The 18,388-nt window shown below is 73.7% G+C and carries 16 protein-coding genes; 8 read left to right on the plus strand and 8 right to left on the minus strand.

Annotated elements, in window-relative coordinates; genetic code table 11:
• The first annotated feature begins 18 nt into the window (after positions 1-18).
• The 3 genes from ACGF5O_RS28525 to ACGF5O_RS28535 all read left to right on the plus strand — a co-directional run bounded on the left by ACGF5O_RS28525 (position 19) and on the right by ACGF5O_RS28535 (position 3,177).
• On the plus strand, positions 19-459 hold the full coding sequence (locus ACGF5O_RS28525) for a pyridoxamine 5'-phosphate oxidase family protein (RefSeq protein ID WP_393812736.1): 441 nt from the start codon (positions 19-21) through the stop codon (positions 457-459).
• Positions 460-588: 129 nt separating this feature from the next.
• On the plus strand, positions 589-2,316 hold the full coding sequence (locus ACGF5O_RS28530; RefSeq protein ID WP_393812737.1) for a GAF domain-containing protein: 1,728 nt from the start codon (positions 589-591) through the stop codon (positions 2,314-2,316).
• Positions 2,317-2,487: 171 nt separating this feature from the next.
• The gene (locus ACGF5O_RS28535) at positions 2,488-3,177 is read left to right on the plus strand and encodes a CBS domain-containing protein (RefSeq protein WP_393812738.1); all 690 of its coding nucleotides are present in this window, start codon (positions 2,488-2,490) and stop codon (positions 3,175-3,177) included.
• Positions 3,178-3,216: 39 nt separating this feature from the next.
• Here ACGF5O_RS28535 and ACGF5O_RS28540 read toward each other — a convergent pair whose 3' ends face one another.
• The gene (locus tag ACGF5O_RS28540; RefSeq protein ID WP_393813111.1) at positions 3,217-3,612 is read right to left on the minus strand and encodes a nuclear transport factor 2 family protein; all 396 of its coding nucleotides are present in this window, start codon (positions 3,610-3,612) and stop codon (positions 3,217-3,219) included.
• A 71-nt stretch (positions 3,613-3,683) separates the two neighbouring features.
• On the opposite strand from ACGF5O_RS28540, the gene ACGF5O_RS28545 reads away from it, so the two are divergent.
• Entirely contained in the window at positions 3,684-4,262 is a 579-nt protein-coding gene (locus ACGF5O_RS28545; protein ID WP_393812739.1) for a PadR family transcriptional regulator, read from the plus strand.
• Positions 4,263-4,313: 51 nt separating this feature from the next.
• Here ACGF5O_RS28545 and ACGF5O_RS28550 read toward each other — a convergent pair whose 3' ends face one another.
• From ACGF5O_RS28550 to ACGF5O_RS28565, 4 genes are all read right to left on the minus strand, one after another.
• Positions 4,314-5,450 carry a C40 family peptidase gene (locus ACGF5O_RS28550; protein WP_393812740.1) on the minus strand — a complete coding sequence of 379 codons (1,137 nt, stop codon included), beginning with the start codon at positions 5,448-5,450 and terminating at the stop codon, positions 4,314-4,316.
• Positions 5,451-5,537: 87 nt separating this feature from the next.
• On the minus strand, positions 5,538-6,086 hold the full coding sequence (locus ACGF5O_RS28555; protein WP_393812741.1) for an RNA polymerase sigma factor: 549 nt from the start codon (positions 6,084-6,086) through the stop codon (positions 5,538-5,540).
• Positions 6,087-6,144: 58 nt separating this feature from the next.
• A complete protein-coding gene (locus tag ACGF5O_RS28560; protein ID WP_393812742.1) occupies positions 6,145-6,810 on the minus strand; it encodes a M15 family metallopeptidase in 666 nt (221 codons plus the stop codon).
• A 132-nt stretch (positions 6,811-6,942) separates the two neighbouring features.
• Complete coding sequence (locus tag ACGF5O_RS28565; protein ID WP_393812743.1) at positions 6,943-9,990, minus strand: BTAD domain-containing putative transcriptional regulator; 3,048 nt, start codon at positions 9,988-9,990, stop codon at positions 6,943-6,945.
• A 433-nt stretch (positions 9,991-10,423) separates the two neighbouring features.
• On the opposite strand from ACGF5O_RS28565, the gene ACGF5O_RS28570 reads away from it, so the two are divergent.
• The 3 genes from ACGF5O_RS28570 to ACGF5O_RS28580 all read left to right on the plus strand — a co-directional run bounded on the left by ACGF5O_RS28570 (position 10,424) and on the right by ACGF5O_RS28580 (position 14,159).
• A complete protein-coding gene (locus tag ACGF5O_RS28570) occupies positions 10,424-11,371 on the plus strand; it encodes a hypothetical protein (protein WP_393812744.1) in 948 nt (315 codons plus the stop codon).
• 87 nt (positions 11,372-11,458) lie between these two features.
• Positions 11,459-11,914: a hypothetical protein gene (locus ACGF5O_RS28575; protein ID WP_393812745.1), complete on the plus strand. Its 456-nt coding sequence runs from the start codon at positions 11,459-11,461 to the stop codon at positions 11,912-11,914.
• A 196-nt stretch (positions 11,915-12,110) separates the two neighbouring features.
• Positions 12,111-14,159, plus strand: a complete 2,049-nt coding sequence (locus ACGF5O_RS28580) for a phosphocholine-specific phospholipase C (RefSeq protein WP_393812746.1) — start codon at positions 12,111-12,113, stop codon at positions 14,157-14,159.
• 91 nt (positions 14,160-14,250) lie between these two features.
• On the opposite strand, the gene ACGF5O_RS28585 is transcribed toward ACGF5O_RS28580, so the two are convergent.
• On the minus strand, positions 14,251-15,183 hold the full coding sequence (locus ACGF5O_RS28585; RefSeq protein WP_393812747.1) for a hypothetical protein: 933 nt from the start codon (positions 15,181-15,183) through the stop codon (positions 14,251-14,253).
• Positions 15,180-15,974 (minus strand): phosphatase PAP2 family protein, encoded by a 795-nt coding sequence (locus ACGF5O_RS28590; RefSeq protein WP_393812748.1) that lies wholly within the window; start codon positions 15,972-15,974, stop codon positions 15,180-15,182. Before ACGF5O_RS28590 ends, ACGF5O_RS28585 begins: the two co-directional genes overlap by 4 nt.
• 229 nt (positions 15,975-16,203) lie before the next feature.
• On the opposite strand from ACGF5O_RS28590, the gene ACGF5O_RS28595 reads away from it, so the two are divergent.
• Entirely contained in the window at positions 16,204-16,818 is a 615-nt protein-coding gene (locus ACGF5O_RS28595) for a TetR/AcrR family transcriptional regulator C-terminal ligand-binding domain-containing protein (RefSeq protein WP_393812749.1), read from the plus strand.
• A 181-nt stretch (positions 16,819-16,999) separates the two neighbouring features.
• On the opposite strand, the gene ACGF5O_RS28600 is transcribed toward ACGF5O_RS28595, so the two are convergent.
• Positions 17,000-18,097, minus strand: a complete 1,098-nt coding sequence (locus tag ACGF5O_RS28600) for a DUF2510 domain-containing protein (protein WP_393812750.1) — start codon at positions 18,095-18,097, stop codon at positions 17,000-17,002.
• Between the last annotated feature and the right edge of the window lie 291 nt (positions 18,098-18,388).

Genomic DNA, 18,388 nt, shown 5'->3' on the forward strand with positions numbered 1-18,388 from the left:
TGAAGGGCGAGGCGGCCGATGTATGCCAACGACGGATTCCGTGAACTCGACCGGCGGGAGTGCCTGCGGCGGCTCGCCGGGGTGCCGGTCGGCCGTATCGTCCACACGCGTGGGGCGCTGCCGGCCGTGCTGCCCGTCAACTTCGGACTGGACCGCGACGGCGCGGTGGTCCTGCGCACGTCGGAGGCCTCGGAGCTGGTGCGGGCCGTCGACGGGTCGGTCGTCGCCTTCGAGGCCGACGAGGTCGACGCCGTCGCGCAGGCCGGCTGGAGCGTCGTCGTGACCGGCCGCGCGACCGTGGTCGGCGACCCCGTCGAACACGAGCGGCTCGTCCGCGACGGTCCCAGGTCCTGGGTGCCGTCCCCGCGCGAGGTCTTCGTCCGCATCGAGCCGGAACTGGTCACCGGACGTGAACTGACCGGCGGCCGCACCCTGTACGGCCTGGACCCCGTTTCCTGACCCCGTGGTACTGCCGTGGGCACCGGAACCGACTTGCCCGATCCAGGTGCCCGACGCGGCAGGCGCCCACTACCGTGGGCTTTGACCGGACCTGCCGGTGTAAGGGTCGACAGGATCGGGAGGAGTGCGGTGGAGAGCCATGAGGCGGCCCGGGTACGGCTGCCGCAGCTCAGGCTGGACGACCTGCTGGAGGAGCTGCAGGCCCGGCTGGACGCGGCGCGCGGCACCCGGGACCGTGTGCACAGTCTGCTGGAGGCGGTCCTCTCGGTCGGCCGGGAGCTGGACCTGGAGCAGGCCCTGCGCAGCATCGTGGAGGCGGCGGCCGTGCTGGTCGACGCCGAGTACGGGGCCCTCGGCGTGATCGGGCCGGACGGCAGGCGGCTGTCGGCGTTCCACACGGTCGGCGTCACCGAGGAGGAGATCGCCCGGATCGGCCCCTTCCCGGAGGGCCACGGAATCCTCGGCGAGCTGATCCGCCACCCCGAGCCGCTGCGCCTGACCAAGCTCTCCGAGCATCCGGCCTCGTACGGCTTCCCGCCGAACCACCCGCCGATGAACAGCTTCCTCGGGGTGCCGATCCGCGTCCGCGAACAGGTCTTCGGCAACCTCTACCTCACCGAGAAGCGGGGCGGCGGCCAGTTCGACGAGGAGGACGTGTCGGTGACGTCGACGCTGGCCGTGGCGGCCGGTGTGGCGATCGACAACGCCCGCCTGTACGAGGAGTCTCGGCTGCGCGAGCGCTGGCTGCGGGCGAGCGCGGAGATCAGCCACAGCCTGATGTCCGGCAGCGCGAGCGCCGAGGCCCTCGGGCTGATCGCCGAACAGGCCAGGGAGATCACCGGGTCGGCGCTTGCCGCGGTCGCGACGCCGATGACGGACACCGACTCGCTCACCGTGGAGATCGCCGTCGGCATGGACGCGGACGACCACCGGGGGCTGGTGCTGGGCGTGGACCGGACCCTGATGGGCCTGGCGTTCTCCCGGGGCGCGGCGGTGACCACCCTGGACGTCAACCGGGACGAGCGGGTCTCGCCCGAGCCGCCGCGCTTCGGCGGGCTCGGCCCGGCGATGGCGATCCCCATCGGCACGGGCGGCGCGGGGGCGCGGGGTGTGGTGCTGCTGGCCCGCGAGACGGGACAGCCGCCGTACACCGCGAAGGAGACCGAACCCCTCCAGGTCTTCGCCGCCCAGGCCGCCATCGCGATGGAGCTGGCGGAGCGGCGGCGGGACGCCGAGGAGATCGCGGTGCTCAAGGACCGCGACCGGATCGCCCGGGACCTGCACGACCTGGCGATCCAGCGGCTGTTCGCCACCGGGATGACCCTGCAGAGCGCCGGGCGCTTCATCGAGCACTCGGAGGCCGCCGAGCGGGTGCTGCGGGCCGTGGACGACCTGGACGAGACCATCAAGATCATCAGGTCGACCATTTTCGGGCTGCGGACCCGGGAGGACGGTGCCGGCACCGGGCTGCGGGCCCGCGCCGTGCGGGTGGTCGGCGAGGCGGCCCCGGCGCTCGGGTTCGCGCCGAGCGTGCGGATGGAGGGGCTCATCGACACGGACGTGCCCAAGGAGATCGCCGACCACGCGGTCGCCGTCCTGTCCGAGGCCCTGACCAACGTGGCCCGGCACGCACACGCCGGCCGTACGGAGGTCGCCCTGTCGACCGACGGCCGGGAGCTGGTCGTCACCGTCAGGGACGACGGCGTCGGCATCCCGCCCGACGGCCGCCGCAGCGGGCTGCGCAACATGGCCGAGCGGGCGGCGGAACTCGGCGGCCGGCTGGAGTGGGACTGCCCCGGGGGTGCCGAGGACGGCGGTACGACCCTGGTGTGGCGGGTGCCGGTGCCCCGGCCGTAGCGCCGAGCCGCCCGAGCCGTCGCGCCGCCCGAGCCGTCGCGCCGCCCGAGCCGTCGAGCCGCCCGGGGTCCCGTGCAGGCCGGGGCCGGGACCGTTCGGACTATGCCCTCGGGGCTCCGATGGCCGATTCTGGGAGTGTCGGACCACGGCAGCCGGACTCCGGAGGTGGCCATGACCGGCTCACCACACGTTGTGAGCGACGTGATGACCCGCACCGTCCTCGCCCTGCGCCACGGCGCGGCCTTCAAGGACATCGTGCAGGCGATGCAGCAGTGGCACGTCAGCGCGGCACCCGTCCTGGACGACGACGGGCACGTCGTCGGCGTCGTCTCGGAGGCCGACCTGCTGCGGAAGGAACAGGCTCGCGGCGTCGGCCCCGGCCCCCTGCCCGCGCCCGGCCGCGGCAAGGCGACGGCGGTCACCGCGGAGGAGCTGATGACCGTCCCGGCGGTCACCGTCCACCCCGGGGCCGCGCTGCCGGAGGCCGCGCGCACGATGGCCCGGCACGGGGTCAAACGGCTTCCGGTGGTCGACGCGGACGGCCTGCTGCAGGGCGTCGTGAGCCGCGCCGACCTGCTCAAGGTGTTCCTGCGGGACGACGAGGACATCGCCGAGGAGATCCGGCACGAGATCGTCCCGCACCTCTTTCCCGACGTGGCCGAACCGGTGCGCGTGCGGGTCCGCGACGGCGTCGTCACCCTCACCGGGCGCGTCCCGGACACCACGCTGGTCCCGGTGGCCGTGGGGTGGGTGCGGGGCGTCGACGGCGTGGTCGCCGTGGACTGCGCGCTCGCGGGTCCGCCCCGCCGCCCGGACCTCGACCCGGACCTTCCCGAGGTGCGGCACGCTCCACCGGCCTGAGCCGGGCCGGCTGCGGCGGCACGGCGGCTCCGGCCGGGGTCACCGGCCGCCGGCGGCCTCCTGCGCGATCTGCTCGAACCGGGCGCCCATCGCCTCGGACAGCGCCTGCGCGGCCGACAGCGGACGCACCATCACCGTGAACTCGTCGATCCGCCCGTCCTCGTCGAAGTGCAGGAAGTCGCAGCCCTGGAGCCGCTTGCCGGCGACCGTCGCCGTGAACACGAAGGCGTGGTCGCGGCCGTCCGGGTTCGCGATCTCGCGTACGTAGGTGAAGTCCTCGAACACCTGCCACACCGCGCGCAGGATCGCGGCCGTGATCGGCTTGCCCGGGTACGGCTTGAAGGCGACCGGGCTGGTGAAGACGACGTCGTCGGCCAGCAGGGCGGCCACGGCGTCCATGTCGCCGCTCTCGACGGCCTTGCGGAAGGGATGCACGGGGTGCGCGGAAAGCATGGGTCCACCTCACCTAGTCAAAAAATTGAGTAGGTGCATGCTAGCGTGCACGCATGGCTCTGCGGAATGCGGTGATGGCCGCCCTCCTGGAGGGCGAGGCCTCCGGGTACGACCTCGCCAAGGGATTCGACGCGACGGTCGCCAACTTCTGGACGGCGACGCCCCAGCAGCTCTACCGCGAGCTGGAGCGGATGGCGGCCGAGGGGCTGGTCACCGCCCGCGTCGTGGAGCAGGAACGCCGCCCCAACAAGAGGCTGTTCTCGCTCACCCCGGCCGGCCGCGAGGCGGTCCGCGCGTACACGGCCGAGGACCCGGCCCGGCCGCCCGTGGTCCGCGACGAACTGCTGGTCAAGGTGCAGTGCGCGGACGCCGGCGACCTCGACGCGGTCCGCACCGCCGTCGCCGGGCGCATGGAGTGGGCCACCGCCAAACTGGCCCGCTACGAACGGTTCAGGCAGCGCCTGCTGGCCGGCCGGTCGGAGGAGGCGTACTTCGCCGAGGCCGAGCGCATCGGCCCCTACCTCACCCTGCTGCGCGGGATGTCCTTCGAGCGCGAGAACCTCCGGTGGGGGGAACTGGCCCTGCGCAGACTCGAACAACGGGCGGCCGTGCATAGTGAACAAAGTGAGTAGGTGCAGAGACGGGGCGCCCACCGTGGCGGGCACCCCGTGGCCGGAGCCGGGTCAGCAGGTGGCGACCCCCGGCAGCCAGGCCGGGCCCTTGAGGTAGATGTTCGTCATCCACGCGCCGTTGGTCAGCTTCGACCAGGCGTCGTTGGTGTACCCCTCGGCGGTGACCGTCTGGGCGTGCGCCTGGCACACCACGTTGACCGTCGTCGGCTGCGGGAAGTAGTCGACGACACCGGCGTTCACGTTCGGCTCGCTGTGCGTGCGCACGCCCGTGCCCCAGGTCTGGACCGCCGTGCTGCCCCCGCTCGGCGGCGGCGGGTTGTCGCCGCCGCAGTCCGGGATGCCGGGCAGCACGGCCGGGCCCTTGATGTAGATGTTGGTCATCCAGGAGCCGTCGGCCAGCTTGGCCCAGACGTCGTTGGTGTAGCCCTCGGCGCTCACCTCCTCCGCGTGCTCCTGGCACTGGACGGAGACCTGCGTGGGACCGGCGAAGGTGTCGACCACCGAGGCGTGCACGCTCGGCGTGGAGTGCGTGTGCACCCCCGTGCCCCAGGTCTCGAACGTCGAGCCGCCGTTCGCCGGCGGGGGCACCGGTGTGCCGGTCGGGTTGATGCGGATCGCGCCCGCGTAGTCGCCGCCCGTGCGGACCGGGGTCACCCGGATGTGGGTGCCCGACTCGTACGCCTCGACCATCTGCCCCGCGCCCAGGTACATCGCGACGTGGTGGACGTACCCGCTGCCCCAGAACATCAGGTCACCGGGGACCAGCGGAGCGGTGCCCTGGCCGGCCGAGAAGCGGGCCGAGGCCTGCGGGCTGTGGAACTGGTCGTCGGCCGTGCCGTTGAGCAGGTCCCGGCCGGTCGCCCGGTAGTACGCGTACCGCATCAGGCCCGAACAGTCGAAACCCATGCGCTCGTTGTCGTGCAGGCTGTCCGGGTCGGAGCCGTCGTAGTAGCCGTAGGTGGCACCGGGCGTGGCGCCGTGGCCGCCGCCCCAGCTGTACCAGACGCCGATCTGGGAGCAGGCCGCCTGGACGGCGGCCTGCGCGGTGGCCGAGGCGCCGGAGGACAGCACCCCGCACGAGGTGTCCTGGGCGGCGGCGTGCGCGGTGAGGGGCAGCAGCGGGGCCGTGGCCAGAGCCGCGACCACCGTGAGCGTCCTGGCGGACGTGATGAGGTTCAAGGTGTTCATCCTTCGTCGACGTGGAGCCGGGTGCGGGGGTCGGGCGGATCCACCGGGTGCCGCGCCCCACCCCCGTCGGGGCGCGGCACCCGGAGTTCAGCCGGCCAGCGCGGCGCGCATCTTCGCCAGCGCCCGCATCCGGTTGCGCTGGACGGTGCCGCGATGGGTGCCGAGCCGTTCCCCGGCCGTGTCGTGGCTGAGCCCCTCCAGGTCGACGAGGATCACCGCGGCGGCCTCCTTCGGCGAGAGCGTGCTCAGCAGCGCGAGGGCGGTGGCCGAGGCCTCGTAGGTGCCGAGTCCGCCGTCCCAGCCGGCCTCGGGCAGCCGGTCCGTGGTGCGCTCCCGCCGGGAGGGGTGCAGCCAGGAGTCGCGCAGCAGGTTCAGCGCGACCGTGCAGGCGTACGCGTACGGATACTGCTGGGGCGTCAGGTTCCGGGCGCGGGCCCGCCGGGAGAGCCGCAGATACGTCTCCTGGAGGAGGTCGTCGGCGTCGTGCGGATTGCCGGTCAGGGCGAGCAGCCGCCTGCGCAGTCTCGGCATGTCGGCGGTGAAGGAGGCGTCGAACTCTCCCGGGCTCACCCAGTCGACGACGCCGTCCACCTCGTCGCGCGGGTCCTGCGTACACGTACCGCCATGGCTTTCCATGGTCGTCCCCCGTTGGTCGTCTGGTCGTCGGTGGTGCGAGAGGTGCCGGGTCCGCCGGTCACGCGGTCCCGACGGGTGCGGCGGCGGGCCCGTAGCGGGCGGCCGGCGCCCCGCTCAGCAGGGCCCAGTACCGGTCGCCGTAGGACCAGTGCCACCACTCCGTGGGGTAGTTGACGAAGCCGGCCGTGGTCAGCGCCCGGCCCATCAGCACCCGGTTGGCGCGCGCCTCGGCGCCCACGTTCGGTGCCCCGGTACGGCAGGCGCCCGCGCTCTCCTCCGGGGTGGCGTTGACCTCCGTGCCCAGCGGCAGCTCGGTGCCGTCGGCGGTGCACAGGGTCAGGTCCACCGCCCCGCCGCTCACGTGCGGGGCCACCTCCGGCGGCGAGATGTAGGCGCTGGCCAGCTCGCGGATCCGGTCCGGGCCGGCGTCGGGGTGGGCCGCGCGCAGCGTCGCCGCGTACTGCTCGAAGTAGCGGCGCTGCAGGTCGGGCGGCCGGTACCCCTCGACCACCAGGAACCGGAGCCCGGCGGGCAGCAGCGACTGCGCCTGGCGCAGCCTGCGCAGCGCCCCGAGGCGCAGGTGGGCGTAGCTGCCGTCGGCGTCGGCCTGCCGGAGGTCGATCCGCAGGCCGGGGGTGTCCCGCAGGTCGACCAGCGGTTCACCGCACTCCTGCTCGGTGACCTCGGCGACCCGGGAGTCGGAGAGCGTGATGATGTCCGTCACGAAGAACAGCGTGCCCGGGGCCTCTGCAATTGCTCTGCAGCTTGCCTGCAAGCGCGTCACCAGGCCTTCTGCAGCGACGATCCGGCGCGATGCGCTGCCGCTGCCGCTGCCGCTGCCGCTGCCGCCGTACGGCTACGGCGTCCCGTCCCCCGCTCGCTCCGACGCCTCCCGTCCGCCGACCGACCGGAAGACCTCCAGTGCCTCCGCCCGCGCCGCGCGCGCCCGTTCCGGCTCGCCGTCGGCCGACCACACCCCGGCCAGGTCCCACACCGTGCGGGCCCGCCACAGCGGCAGCCCCAACTCCCCCCAGAGGGCCGCCGCCCGCTCCAGCGGCTCCCGGGCCGCCTCGGTGTCACCGGCCGCCAGCCGCAGCTCCCCGAGCGTGCGCAGCACCAGCGCCTCGCCGAACCGGTCCTGGCGCTCCCGGGCCACGGCCAGGCAGCGCATCAGCCGCCGCCCCGCCTCAGCCGGCCGTCCGGTGCGCAACTCCACCTTGGCCAGCGCCTGTTCGGTGTACATCACGCCGAAGGTGTCGTGCAGTCCGGTGAAGATCCGCAGCGCGTCGAGGAAGAGCCGTTCGGCATCCGCGTACCGGCCCTCGGCCCGGTCGCACAGGGCCAGCGAGCGCAGGGTGAGCCCCTCGCCGTGCAGGTCGGCCGCCGCCCGGTACAGCGCGAGGGCCCCGGACAGCGCCGCCCGGGCCTGCGGGCCGCGCCCCTGCTCGCGGTGCACGTAGCCGATGCCGTACAGCACGCCCGCCCGCGCACCGGCGTCGCCCGTGTCGCCGTACCGCTCCAGCGCGGCCTCCAGCAGCTCCAACGCCTCGCCGTAGCGGGCCTGTTCGCGGCGGGCGGTGCCCATCCCGGCCAGGGCCACGGCCGCCCCGTCCGGCAGCCGCTCCCCGAACAGCCGCAACGCGTCCGCGAAGTAGGCGTAGGAGTCCTCGAACCGGTCCTGCTCATAACGGAGTTGGCCGAGCCCGGCGAGGAGCCAGGCCTCGCCCTCCACGTCACCGCCGCGCCGTACCGCCGCCATGGCCGCCGTGTGCGCGCGGGACCAGGCGTCGAACTGGTTGTACAGCGCCGCGGAACTCGCTATCAACGCCCCGGCGAGGTCACGGGCGGTGCGGGCCATGCCGTGGTCGGCGCAGTGCGTCACGGCGGCCAGCAGCCCGGCCTGTTCGGCGGCGAACCAGGCCGCGGGCCGGGCGAGGACCGCCTCCTCGATCTCGGGGCCGAGCGGGCGGACGGCGGCCGGTTCGGGGAAGTGGCGGGTCGCGCCCCCCGGGCCCCGGGCGGCGGCCTTGCGGGCGAGGTCCAGCCAGCTCGCGGCCAGCCGCAGCACCGCGGCGGCGCGGTCCTCGGCGCTCTCCTCGACGAGGCAGCGCTCACGGGCGTGTTCGCGGGCGAGGTCGTGGATGCGGTAGCGGGCGAGACCGGTGCCGTCCACGCCGACCACGTCGATGAAGTGGCAGTCCACCAGCCGCTCGACGGCCTCCTCGGCTTCCTCCGTCCCTATGCCGAGCAGGGGAGCCGCGATCCAGGCCGCGAAGTCGGGCAGGTCCAGCAGGGCGAGGCGGCGCAGGGCCCGGCGCTCCTGCGCGTCGAGGTCCGAGTAGCCGAGCTCCAGGCTGGCGCGCAACTCCAGGTCCCCGGCACTGAGTTCGTTGAGCCGGCGGCGCTCGTCGCGCAGCCGCCCGACGAGCCGGCCGGGCGCCCAGTGCGGACGGGCGGCGAGGCGGGCACCGGCGATCCGCACCGCGAGCGGCAGCCGCCCGCACAGGGCGACGATCTCGGCGGCCTGCTCCGGCTCCGCCCAGCTCCGCCCGGCACCGGCCACCCGGCGCAGCAGGCCGAGGGCCTCGGCCTCGTCAGGGACGGCGAGGTCCAGATGGGCGGCGCCCTCCAGCGCCACCAGCCGGCGGCGGCTGGTGATCAGCACCGCCGCACCGGGGCCCGGTGGCAGCAGGGGCCGCAGGTGCGCCTCACCGGCCGCGTTGTCCAGGACGATCAGGGTCCGCCGGTGCCCGATGTGGGTGCGGTACAGGCCGGTCAGCTCCTCGACGCCGGAGGGCAGCGTGTCCGGGTCGACGCCCATCGCGCGCAGCAGCCGGGCCAGCGCGTCGGCGGGTTCCAGCGGGGTGGCGTCCGCGGCCCGCAGGTCCACGAAGAGCCGGCCGTCCGGGAAGAGGTCGGCGGTGCGGTGGCCGACGTGCACGGCGAGGGCGGTCTTGCCGATGCCGGAGCGCCCGGAGATCACCCCGATCGGCGGTGCGGTCCGGCCGGTGTCGCCGACGCTCCGCACCAGCTCCGTCGCCCACCTGACCTGCTCCGCCCGGCCCACGAAGTCGGCGATGTCGGGCGGCAGATGGGAGGGCGCGGGACGGCTCCGCCCGTTCCGGGGAGCCGGGACCGGCCGGGCGGCCCGCCCGTCGCCCAGCGCGCCGGTGTCCTGGGTGAGGACGGCCTGGTGCACCGCCCGCAGCTCGGGACCCGGGTCGATGCCCAGTTCGTCGCGGAGCACCGACCGGCCCTCCTGGTAGACGCGCAGCGCGTCGGAGACCCGGCCGGTGCGGAACAGGGCGGTCATCAGCTGGCCGCGCGGCCGCTCGCGCAGCGGATGGGCGGCCACATGGGCGAGCAGCGGCGCGATGGTGGCGTCCGCGCGGTCGAGGTCCAGGGCCAGCCCGAAGGACTCCTCCTGGGCCACCAGCCGCAGCTCGGTGAGCCGGGCCGCCTCGATCCGGGCGAACGACTGCCCGAGCCCCTCCAGCGCATCCCGGCCCCGCCACAGCCCGAGCGCCTCGGTGAGCACGTCGGCGGCCTCCTCGGTGCGGCCCAGGGACCGCCCGGCCGTGAGGAGTTCCTCGAAGCGGCGGGCGTCGACCCTGTCGGGGGAGAGGTCGGCGACGTAGCCCGGGGGCCGGGTGCGGACCAGGTCGGCGGTGCCGACGCGGGACAGGGCCCGGCGTACGGCGGAGACATGGGTGGCGACCAGGGCGCCCGCGGTGGCCGGCGCCTCCTCGTCCCAGACGAAGTCCACCAGACGTTCGGTGGAGATCACCTCGCCCAGGTGGACGACGAGCGCGGTGAGGACGGCGAGTGGCCGGGAGCCGCCGAGCGGGGCCCGCCTGCCCCCGTCCCAGACCTCCACCGGGCCGAGCAGACGTACTTCGAACATCGGTCCCCGATCGCCGCCCCGCGGATGCCGACAACGATATCGGCGGCCACCGTGCGGGCAGCCCGACGGCCGGGCCGTCGTGTCCGGAACCGTTCCGTCCGACCCGCCGGACGGAACCGCCGCGACGCCCGGCATGCCGACCGGGGACAGGGCCCGGCGGCGCTGCGGGAGCCGTACTCCCTTCTGTCGCAGTTGGCTGGTTTCTGTGGGTGGCCATAGCGGCCCCTGTGCGGGAGACGGCCGCCGGCCGGCGCTCGTATGACCGCGCGCCCGGATCCGCCGTGTGATCCGCGACGCCGTCCGCGGTGCCCTCTGTGGTGCCGTCCGCGGCGTCGGAAATTCCTCGCGGTCGTATGTCATACGAACGCCCTGCCCGGGGCGTCAACGGCCCGTAAGCACCGAGCCGTTCGCCGTACGCCCGAGGAGCCGCCCGATGAGCCGCCCGATGAAGCGCACCGCCTTCCGCCGAAGGACCGTGCGGCTGAGCGCCGTCGCCGCCGTGGCCGCGCTCGCCCTCACCGGCTGCTCCCGGGCGTCCGGCGACGGCTCGGCCCCCGTCGCCGCGCACCGGGTCCGCGACCTCGGCTACGCGGAGGACCTGCGGGTCTCGGACGCCGAACAGCGCCTGGTCGCCCGGTGCATGGCCCGCCACGGGTTCCGCTACTGGACCGACCGCCCGCTGAGCCTGGCCGAGAGCAGGCCGCTCGGCTACGTCCAGGACGACGTCGACTGGGCCCGCACCCACGGATACGGCAGCCGGATCACGGCGAAGGAGGACCGCGCCCGGCTGCACAACCCCAACCGCGCCTACCGCACGGGCCTCAACGCCACCCGCAGGGCCGCGTACGACACCGCTCTCGACGGCGGTCGGCAGGCCGAGCTGCTGCGCACCGACCTCCCGGGCGGGGGGAAGGTCAGCAAGCAGACCGGCGGCTGCGACGCCGAGGCGGAGCGGCGGCTGTACGGCGATCCGGGGACCTGGTTCAGGCTCGACACCACGGCGAGCAACCTGCGCCCGCTCTACGTCGGCAAGCTGCTGCACGACCCGCGGTTCACCGCCGCCGTGCACGCGTGGTCGGCCTGCATGCGGCGGGCCGGCCACCCCTACCCGGACCCGGACGCGGCCCGGCAGGCCACCCGCGAGCACCCCGCGGACCAGACCCGGGCCGAGGAGGCCCGCAGCTTCGCCGCCGAGACCCGGATCGCGGTCGCCGACGCCACCTGCGCCCGCCGGGTCTCCCTCAGGTCCGTGGGCCAGGAACGCGAGGCCCACTACCTGGCCGGGCTGGGCGGCGAGTACGGCGCCCGTCTCGACGCCTACCGGCAGGTGCGCCTCAAGGCACTGGAGCGCGCCGAGCGGATCGTGCCCGCCCGCACCTGACACCTGCCGCGACCCCATGACTCTGCGGCGCCCGCCGCGGCCGTTTCCCACACCGACCGCCTCCGACGAGGCAGAACGGGATTCATCATGCGCAAAATGACCCTCGCCCTCACCACGCTGGCCCTCGCGGCCGTCGGCTTCGCCGTGCCGACGACCGCCCAGGCCTCCGCCGGCTGCAACGCGGCCTGGCCGGGCCGCGACGGCAACGTGCGGGCCTGGCGGGACTGGGACTGCGCGGGCGGCCTGCTCGGCGTCAGCGCGGGCAACGACGCCAGCTGGGCCGACGGCTCCGGCGGCTTCCAGGGCGTCGCCAACTCCGCCTCCTCCGTGATGAACAGCGGCTACGTCGGCGGCAAGGACGTCGTCGCCTTCTACTACTACGCCAACTACGGGGGCGGCTACGGCTGCCTGAAGCCGGGCGAGCTCTACGTGGACGACCTCACCCGCGACCACTTCACCGACGGCCACCCCATGAACGACAACATCATGTCCCACCAGTGGGTGACGGAGAGCGCCTGCGCCGCGGGCTCCTTCATCAGCTGACGCCGGGCGTCCGGCCGCGGCCCCCCGCCGCGGCCGGTTCCGTCTCCTTACCGATTACCTACCTCACGTACCGCCGAGTTTCACATCCGCGCCACCGGACCCTTCCCTGACGTTCGATGCCCTTGGAACACTCGCACCGCGCACAATCCGCCCTGTTCCGGCCAACCCGTGCGTCAGGATGAGAGGTCGCTCACCCATGCCCGAAGTAAACCGGCGCCGATTCCTCCAACTGGCGGGCGCCACCACGGCGTTCACCGCGCTGTCCAGCAGCATCCAGCGCGCCGCCGCACTGCCCGCGAACCACCGCACCGGGTCGATCGAGGACGTCGAGCACATCGTCGTCCTGATGCAGGAGAACCGGTCGTTCGACCACTACTTCGGCACCCTCAACGGCGTCCGCGGCTTCGGCGACCCCCGCTCGGTCACCCAGAACAACAGGTCCGTGTGGAAGCAGTCCAACGGCACGAAGGACATCCTGCCCTTCCACCCCGACGCCGACGACCTGGGCCTCGCCTTCCTCCAGGACCTCCCGCACGGCTGGAACGACACGCACACCGCGGTCGACAACGGCAAGTACGACAAGTGGGTGCCTGCCAAGGGCAGCACGACCATGGCCTACCTGAACCGCGACGACATACCGTTCCACTACGCGCTCGCCGACGCGTTCACCATCTGCGACGCCTACCACTGCTCGTTCATGGGCTCCACCGACCCGAACCGCTACTACATGTGGACGGGTTACACCGGCAACGACGGCCAGGGCGGCGGCCCGGTCCTCGGCAACGACGAGGCCGGCTACAGCTGGACGACGTACCCCGAGCGCCTGGAGAAGGCCGGCGTCTCCTGGAAGATCTACCAGGACGTCGGCGACGGCCTGGACGCGGCCGGCGGCTGGGGCTGGATCCAGGACGCCTACCGCGGCAACTACGGCGACAACTCGCTGCTCTACTTCAAGCAGTACCAGAACGCCCAGCCCGGCGACGCGCTGTACGACAAGGCCCGCACCGGCACCGACGCCACCAAGGGCGAGGGCTTCTTCGACCGGCTGAAGGCCGACGTCAAGGCCGGCCAACTGCCGCAGATCTCCTGGGTGGTCGCCCCCGAGGCCTTCACCGAGCACCCCAACTGGCCCGCCAACTACGGCGCCTGGTACGTCTCCCAGGTCCTCGACGCGCTCACCGCCGACCCCGCGGTCTGGGCGAAGACGGCCGTGTTCATCACGTACGACGAGAACGACGGCTTCTTCGACCACCTGATCCCGCCGTTCCCGCCGTCCTCCGCCGCACAGGGCAAGTCCACGGTCGACCCGGCCCTGGACCTCTTCGCGGGCAACGCGAGCCACCCCGCCGGCGCCTACGGCCTCGGCCAGCGCGTCCCGATGCTCGTCGTCTCCCCGTGGAGCAAGGGCGGCTACGTCTGCTCCGAGACGCTCGACCACACCTCGATCATCCGGTTCATGGAGGCCCGCTTCGGCGTCCACGAGCCCAACATCTCGCCCTGGCGGCGCACCGTCAGCGGTGACCTGACCTCGGCGTTCGACTTCTCCCGCAAGGACACCAAGCCGGTCGCGCTGCCCGCCACCGACGGCTACCGCCCGCCGGACGGCAACCGCCACCCCGACTACGTGCCCACCCCGCCGGCCAACCCGGCGCTGCCCAAGCAGGAGCGCGGCTCCCGGCCCACCCGGCCGCTCAAGTACGCCCCGCTGGTGGACGGCTCGCTGGACGCGGCGGCGGGCAGGTTCACGCTCACCTTCGCGTCCGGTGCCCACGCCGGCGCCGCCTTCCTGGTCACCTCCGACAACCGCGCCGACGGCCCCTGGAGCTACACCACCGAGGCCGGCAAGTCCGTCTCCGACACCTGGAACTCGGTGTACTCGGGCGGCTCGTACGACCTGACCGTGCACGGCCCGAACGGCTTCCTGCGCACCTTCCAGGGCCCCGGCAGGGTGGCGGGACCCGAGGTCACCGCCCGGCCGCACGGCGACGACATCGAGCTGACCCTCACCAACAGGGGCAGCGGCACGGTGAAGCTGGCGGTGGCCGACGGGTACGGCGGCCGGGGCCGCACGTTCACGGTGCGCGCCGGGGCCACCGTGACGCACATCGTGCACCTCAACCACAGCAAGCGGTGGTACGACGTGACGGTCACGTCCGAGTCCGACGCGAGCTTCGTGCGGCGGTTCGCCGGGCATGTCGAGAACGGGGAGCCCGGGGTCAGCGACCCGGCGATCATCACGGTCTGAGGTTCGCCCGAGGGGGCGCGGGGAGCGGTTGTGCGGCGGCTGCGGGTGGGCTGTGGCTGGTCGCGCAGTTCCCCGCGCCCCTTGGGGCGCGTTACAGAGACGTCAGTTTTTTGGGTTCCGCCTGCTGGCGGGGGAGCAGGGTCGGGTCCAGGGCGAGGACCGCCGCCACCGGGTGTTCGTCGTCCGGTTCGACGACCGGTGCCGGCGGTGTCACGCGGGTCAGGAGGAGCACGCCCCAGGAGGCGAGGCCCGCGCCGGTCAGGGCGAGCAGGATGCCCCAGGCGCCGTCCTGGAGGCCCTGGCCCAGCAGGGCCAGGCCAATGACCGCCGCCGCGACCGGGTTGGACAGGGTGACCACGGCGAGCGGGGCGCCCAGGCCGCCGCGGTAGGCCGTCTGGGAGAGCAGCAGGCCGCCCACCGCGAACGCGGCGACCAGCAGGGAGACCACGATCACCTCGGCGCTCAGGGCCGGGCCCGAGCGGTCGGTCGCCGCCACCGTCACCGTCTGGGTGAGGGCCGAGGCGACGCCCGAGGCGAAGCCGGACGCGGTGGCGTGCCGCAGGCCCGGGCGGGTGCCGGGGCGGGAGAGGACGCCGATCAGGGCCGCCGTCGTACCGGCGACGGCGAGGGCCTCGGTGAGGCTCAGTACCTGGTGGGGCGCCGGGCCCGAGGCCGTGATCAGAAGGGCGCCGAGGCCCAGCAGGGTCAGGGCGGTGCCCCGCCACTCCGTCGCGCTGACCCGGCGTCCTGCCACCCGGGCGCCCATCGGCACCGCCGCCACCAGGGTGAGGGCGCCCAGCGGCTGGACGAGGGTGAGCGGGCCGTACTTGAGGGCCACGACGTGCAGCAGGGCGGCGCCGGCGTTCAGGCCCACCGCCGACCACCAGGCACCCGAGCCGAGCAGGCGCAGCAGGCCCGCGCCGGCCGTCTTCGAGGCGAGGCGCTCCTGGGCCACGGCGGCGGCCGCGTAGGCGACGGCCGAGACCAGCGAGAGGACGACGGCGACCAGGGCCGCGGTGCTCATCGGCCCGCCCCCACCAGTGCGGGCTCCTCGGAGACGAGGTGCCGGGTGCCGCGCCCGGCCGTGGTGGCCGTGCGGTGCGGCGGGGGGACCAGGGCGAGGGCGGCGCCCAGCATCGCGGTGGCGATGACCGCGTCCAGCCAGTAGTGGTTCGCGGTGCCGACGATCACCAGGAGGGTGATCGCGGGGTGCAGCAGCCACAGCCGGCGCCAGCGGGAGCGGGTCGCGACGATCAGGCCGATCGCGACCATCAGGGCCCAGCCGAAGTGCAGCGAGGGCATCGCCGCGAACTGGTTGGAGAGGTGGTCGCTGGACGGCGGGCCGTAGACGGAGGGGCCGTAGACCCGGGCGGTGTCGATCAGGCCGCTCGCGGCCAGCATCCGGGGCGGGGCCAGCGGGAACGTGAACGGCAGCACCAGGGCGGCGGCGGTCACCAGGGCCAGCACCCGGCGGGCCCAGACGTAGTGCGCGGGCCGCTTCAGGTAGAGCCAGACCAGGAAGGCCAGCGTGGCCGGGAAATGAACCGTGGCGTAGTAGGTGTTGGCCAGGTGGACGAGGGTGTCGCCGTGCAGCAGTGCGGACTGCACGTCGACCTCCGAGGGCAGGTGCAGAGTCCGTTCCAGGTCCCAGATCCGGTGGGCGTTGTGCAGGGCCTCGGCGGTATGGCCGGTGGCCAGCTGGCGCCCGAACTTGTAGACGAGGAAGAGCCCTGCGACGAGCAGGAGCTCACGGACGAGCGGTGGCCGGGCTATCGCGCCCGGCTCCGCTGCTGCCGGCTCGGACTGGGATCTCATCCCAGGCCCCCTCACTTCACTGACGGTGGTGCTGTGCGAGTCCCGGACGGTGGCCCGAACTCTTCGATACGGAAGCGTACCGATACGCCACTGTACCGATACGGTCGAGTACCGGTACAGTGGCGTATCGATAGACGTAGGCCACACTGGTTGTAGGTTTCCGCGCCGGTCGAACGGCGGGCGGGGCGGAAGTGATCCGCACGTGATGAACGAGTGAGGAGCAGGGCACATGACGTCGCAGGCCGCGGACGGACCGGACTCGGTCGCCGCCACGCGCCGCTCCAAGATCACGCCGGAGCGTGAGCGGGAGTTCTTCGACGCCGTGCTCGAACAGATCCGCGAGTGCGGCTACGACTCCGTGACCATGGAGGGGGTCGCCGCCAGCACCCGGTGCAGCAAGTCCACCCTCTACCGGCAGTGGAAGACGAAGCCGCAGTTCGTCGCCGCCGCGCTGCGGGCCAACCGCCGGGTGCGCTTCGTCGGCATCGACACCGGATCGCTCGCCGGGGACCTGCGCGAGGTCGCGCGGGCCGCGGGCGACTGGTCACGCAAGGACACCAAGACGCTCCAGGCGCTGGGGCACGCGGTCAGCGCGGACGAGGAACTGGCGAAGGCGCTGCGCGAGGCGCTGGTGGAACCGGAGATCGCCGCGCTCCAGGAGATCCTGCGCCGCGGTGTCGAGCGCGGCGAGGTGCCCGAGGGGCATCCCGCGCTGGACTACGTGCCCGCCATGATGTTCGGCGTGCTGCGGGTGCGGCCCGTGCTCACCGGCGAGTACGCCGACGCCGACTATCTCGTCCGGTTCGTGGACTCCGTGGCGCTGCCCGCACTCGGACTGACCTAGGCCCAGGCCGCCGTCCACGGGATGACTGGACGGCGACCTGCACGCGCCGCACCGTGGGGACGGGGGCGGCGCGCACCCCCCGGCCGGGTGGGGTGCCCCCTTTGAGCGGAGGGGCACCCCACCCGGCCGACTGCTGTTCCGGGACCGGTCCGGGGCCGGGGGAGGGGCGGACCGGTGCTGGTCAGACGTTCGAACCGCTGCCGCTGCCCGAGGACACCTTGATGCCGCTGGTGATCGTGTCGATGACCGACTCCTTCTGGCCGACGTCGACGCCGAACCGCACCACCACCATCTGCTGGGCGTTCGCGGGCGACGGGAAGGCCAGCGACTCGACGTAGCCGTCGGCGCCCTTGCTGGTGATCGCCTTCCAGCGGACCAGGTACCCCTTCTGCCCGGCCACGGTGACCGCCTTGGAGGCCAGCACCTCGTGCGAGGTGATCGAGCCGTAGGTCTTGCCGCCGTACGACTCCTTGGCGTTGGCCGAGATGTCCGCCTTGGCGACCTCCTCGGCCGTGTCCCCCTTGGTGCCCAGCACCACCGCGGGCGCCGAGTAGGCTCCGCCGGCGGTGCAGGTCTGCGAGGTGTCGCCCGGGCACTTGTAGGAGTCGTCGGAGCTGACGTTCGCGCCGTAGCTGATCGCCTGCCCGGTCCAGCCGTCCGGCACCGGGATGCTGATGGCGTTGATCGAGTCCGACACCGTGCCGCCGCCCTTGACCTTCGGCGCCTCGGACTGGCCCGGCGACGGCGACGCGCCCCCGTCGGTGCCACCGGAACCCGAGCCGCCGCCCGACCCGCCGAACGGGAAGCCCTGGCCGCCGTCCTGCCCGCCGCTCTGGCCGCCGTTCTGCCCCTCGGGGCCGCCCTGGCCGAAACCGCCCTGGCCGCCCGAGCTCTGCGAGGCCTGCTGGTCGCCGCCACCGCTGCCGTTGCCGGTGAGCGCCCACGCGCCCACCCCGATCGCGGCGAGGACCGCCACGGCGACGCCGACGGCGACGCCGGTACGCAGCCCGCGCCTGGCCGGGGCCGGCGGCGCCGGCGGGTACCCCGGATAACCCGGATAGGCGGCGTAGCCGCCGTCGGCCGGGTACGCCGGGTAGGCCCCGGCGGCCGGCTCGGGCCCGTCGTCCGTCGGCTGCGGCGGGGGACCCCAGTCGGCGGCCGACCCGGCGGGCCGGGTCTGCTCCGTCCAGGCCTTGCCGTCCCACCAGCGTTCGGTGGCCGGACCGTCACTTGTCTGCCCGGGATCGGGATACCACCCGGGAGGAGTCACCTGCGTCATGCTCCTACCGTATGAGGCATCGGTGAAAGTCGGATGAGAGGATCCGGCGATGTTCGGACGAGACGATCCGACGTCGTCCGCAGAGCCGGCCGCGGTGAGCCGACGCGATCCGGACGGGGGCCCGTGCGGTTGACTCGGACGGGGGCCCGTGCGGTTGACTCGGTCGGGGGTGCGCACGGCTGACTCGGTCGGGGGTGCGCACGGCGCGGCTTGTTCGGTCGGCGGGCTCGTACGGCTGAGTCGGTCGGCGGGTGTGCACGGCGCGGTTTGTTCGAGCAGCGGGCAGGCACG

Origin of the sequence: Streptomyces sp. NPDC048291 (assembly GCF_043201715.1) — a bacterium.
In the GTDB taxonomy this organism is placed as follows: Bacteria; Actinomycetota; Actinomycetes; order Streptomycetales; family Streptomycetaceae; genus Streptomyces.

Excerpts from the sequence above, each read along its gene's own strand:
- ACGF5O_RS28580 (WP_393812746.1), top strand. The coding sequence starts at position 12,111 with ATGCCCGAAGTAAACCGGCGCCGATTCCTCCAACTGGCGGGCGCCACC.
- ACGF5O_RS28575 (WP_393812745.1), top strand. The coding sequence starts at position 11,459 with ATGCGCAAAATGACCCTCGCCCTCACCACGCTGGCCCTCGCGGCCGTC.
- ACGF5O_RS28590 (WP_393812748.1), bottom strand. The coding sequence starts at position 15,974 with ATGAGATCCCAGTCCGAGCCGGCAGCAGCGGAGCCGGGCGCGATAGCC.
- ACGF5O_RS28550 (WP_393812740.1), bottom strand. The coding sequence starts at position 5,450 with ATGAACACCTTGAACCTCATCACGTCCGCCAGGACGCTCACGGTGGTC.
- ACGF5O_RS28570 (WP_393812744.1), top strand. The coding sequence starts at position 10,424 with ATGAGCCGCCCGATGAAGCGCACCGCCTTCCGCCGAAGGACCGTGCGG.
- ACGF5O_RS28595 (WP_393812749.1), top strand. The coding sequence starts at position 16,204 with ATGACGTCGCAGGCCGCGGACGGACCGGACTCGGTCGCCGCCACGCGC.
- ACGF5O_RS28525 (WP_393812736.1), top strand. The coding sequence starts at position 19 with ATGTATGCCAACGACGGATTCCGTGAACTCGACCGGCGGGAGTGCCTG.
- ACGF5O_RS28555 (WP_393812741.1), bottom strand. The coding sequence starts at position 6,086 with ATGGAAAGCCATGGCGGTACGTGTACGCAGGACCCGCGCGACGAGGTG.
- ACGF5O_RS28600 (WP_393812750.1), bottom strand. The coding sequence starts at position 18,097 with ATGACGCAGGTGACTCCTCCCGGGTGGTATCCCGATCCCGGGCAGACA.
- ACGF5O_RS28545 (WP_393812739.1), top strand. The coding sequence starts at position 3,684 with ATGGCTCTGCGGAATGCGGTGATGGCCGCCCTCCTGGAGGGCGAGGCC.
- ACGF5O_RS28535 (WP_393812738.1), top strand. The coding sequence starts at position 2,488 with ATGACCGGCTCACCACACGTTGTGAGCGACGTGATGACCCGCACCGTC.
- ACGF5O_RS28585 (WP_393812747.1), bottom strand. The coding sequence starts at position 15,183 with ATGAGCACCGCGGCCCTGGTCGCCGTCGTCCTCTCGCTGGTCTCGGCC.
- ACGF5O_RS28565 (WP_393812743.1), bottom strand. The coding sequence starts at position 9,990 with ATGTTCGAAGTACGTCTGCTCGGCCCGGTGGAGGTCTGGGACGGGGGC.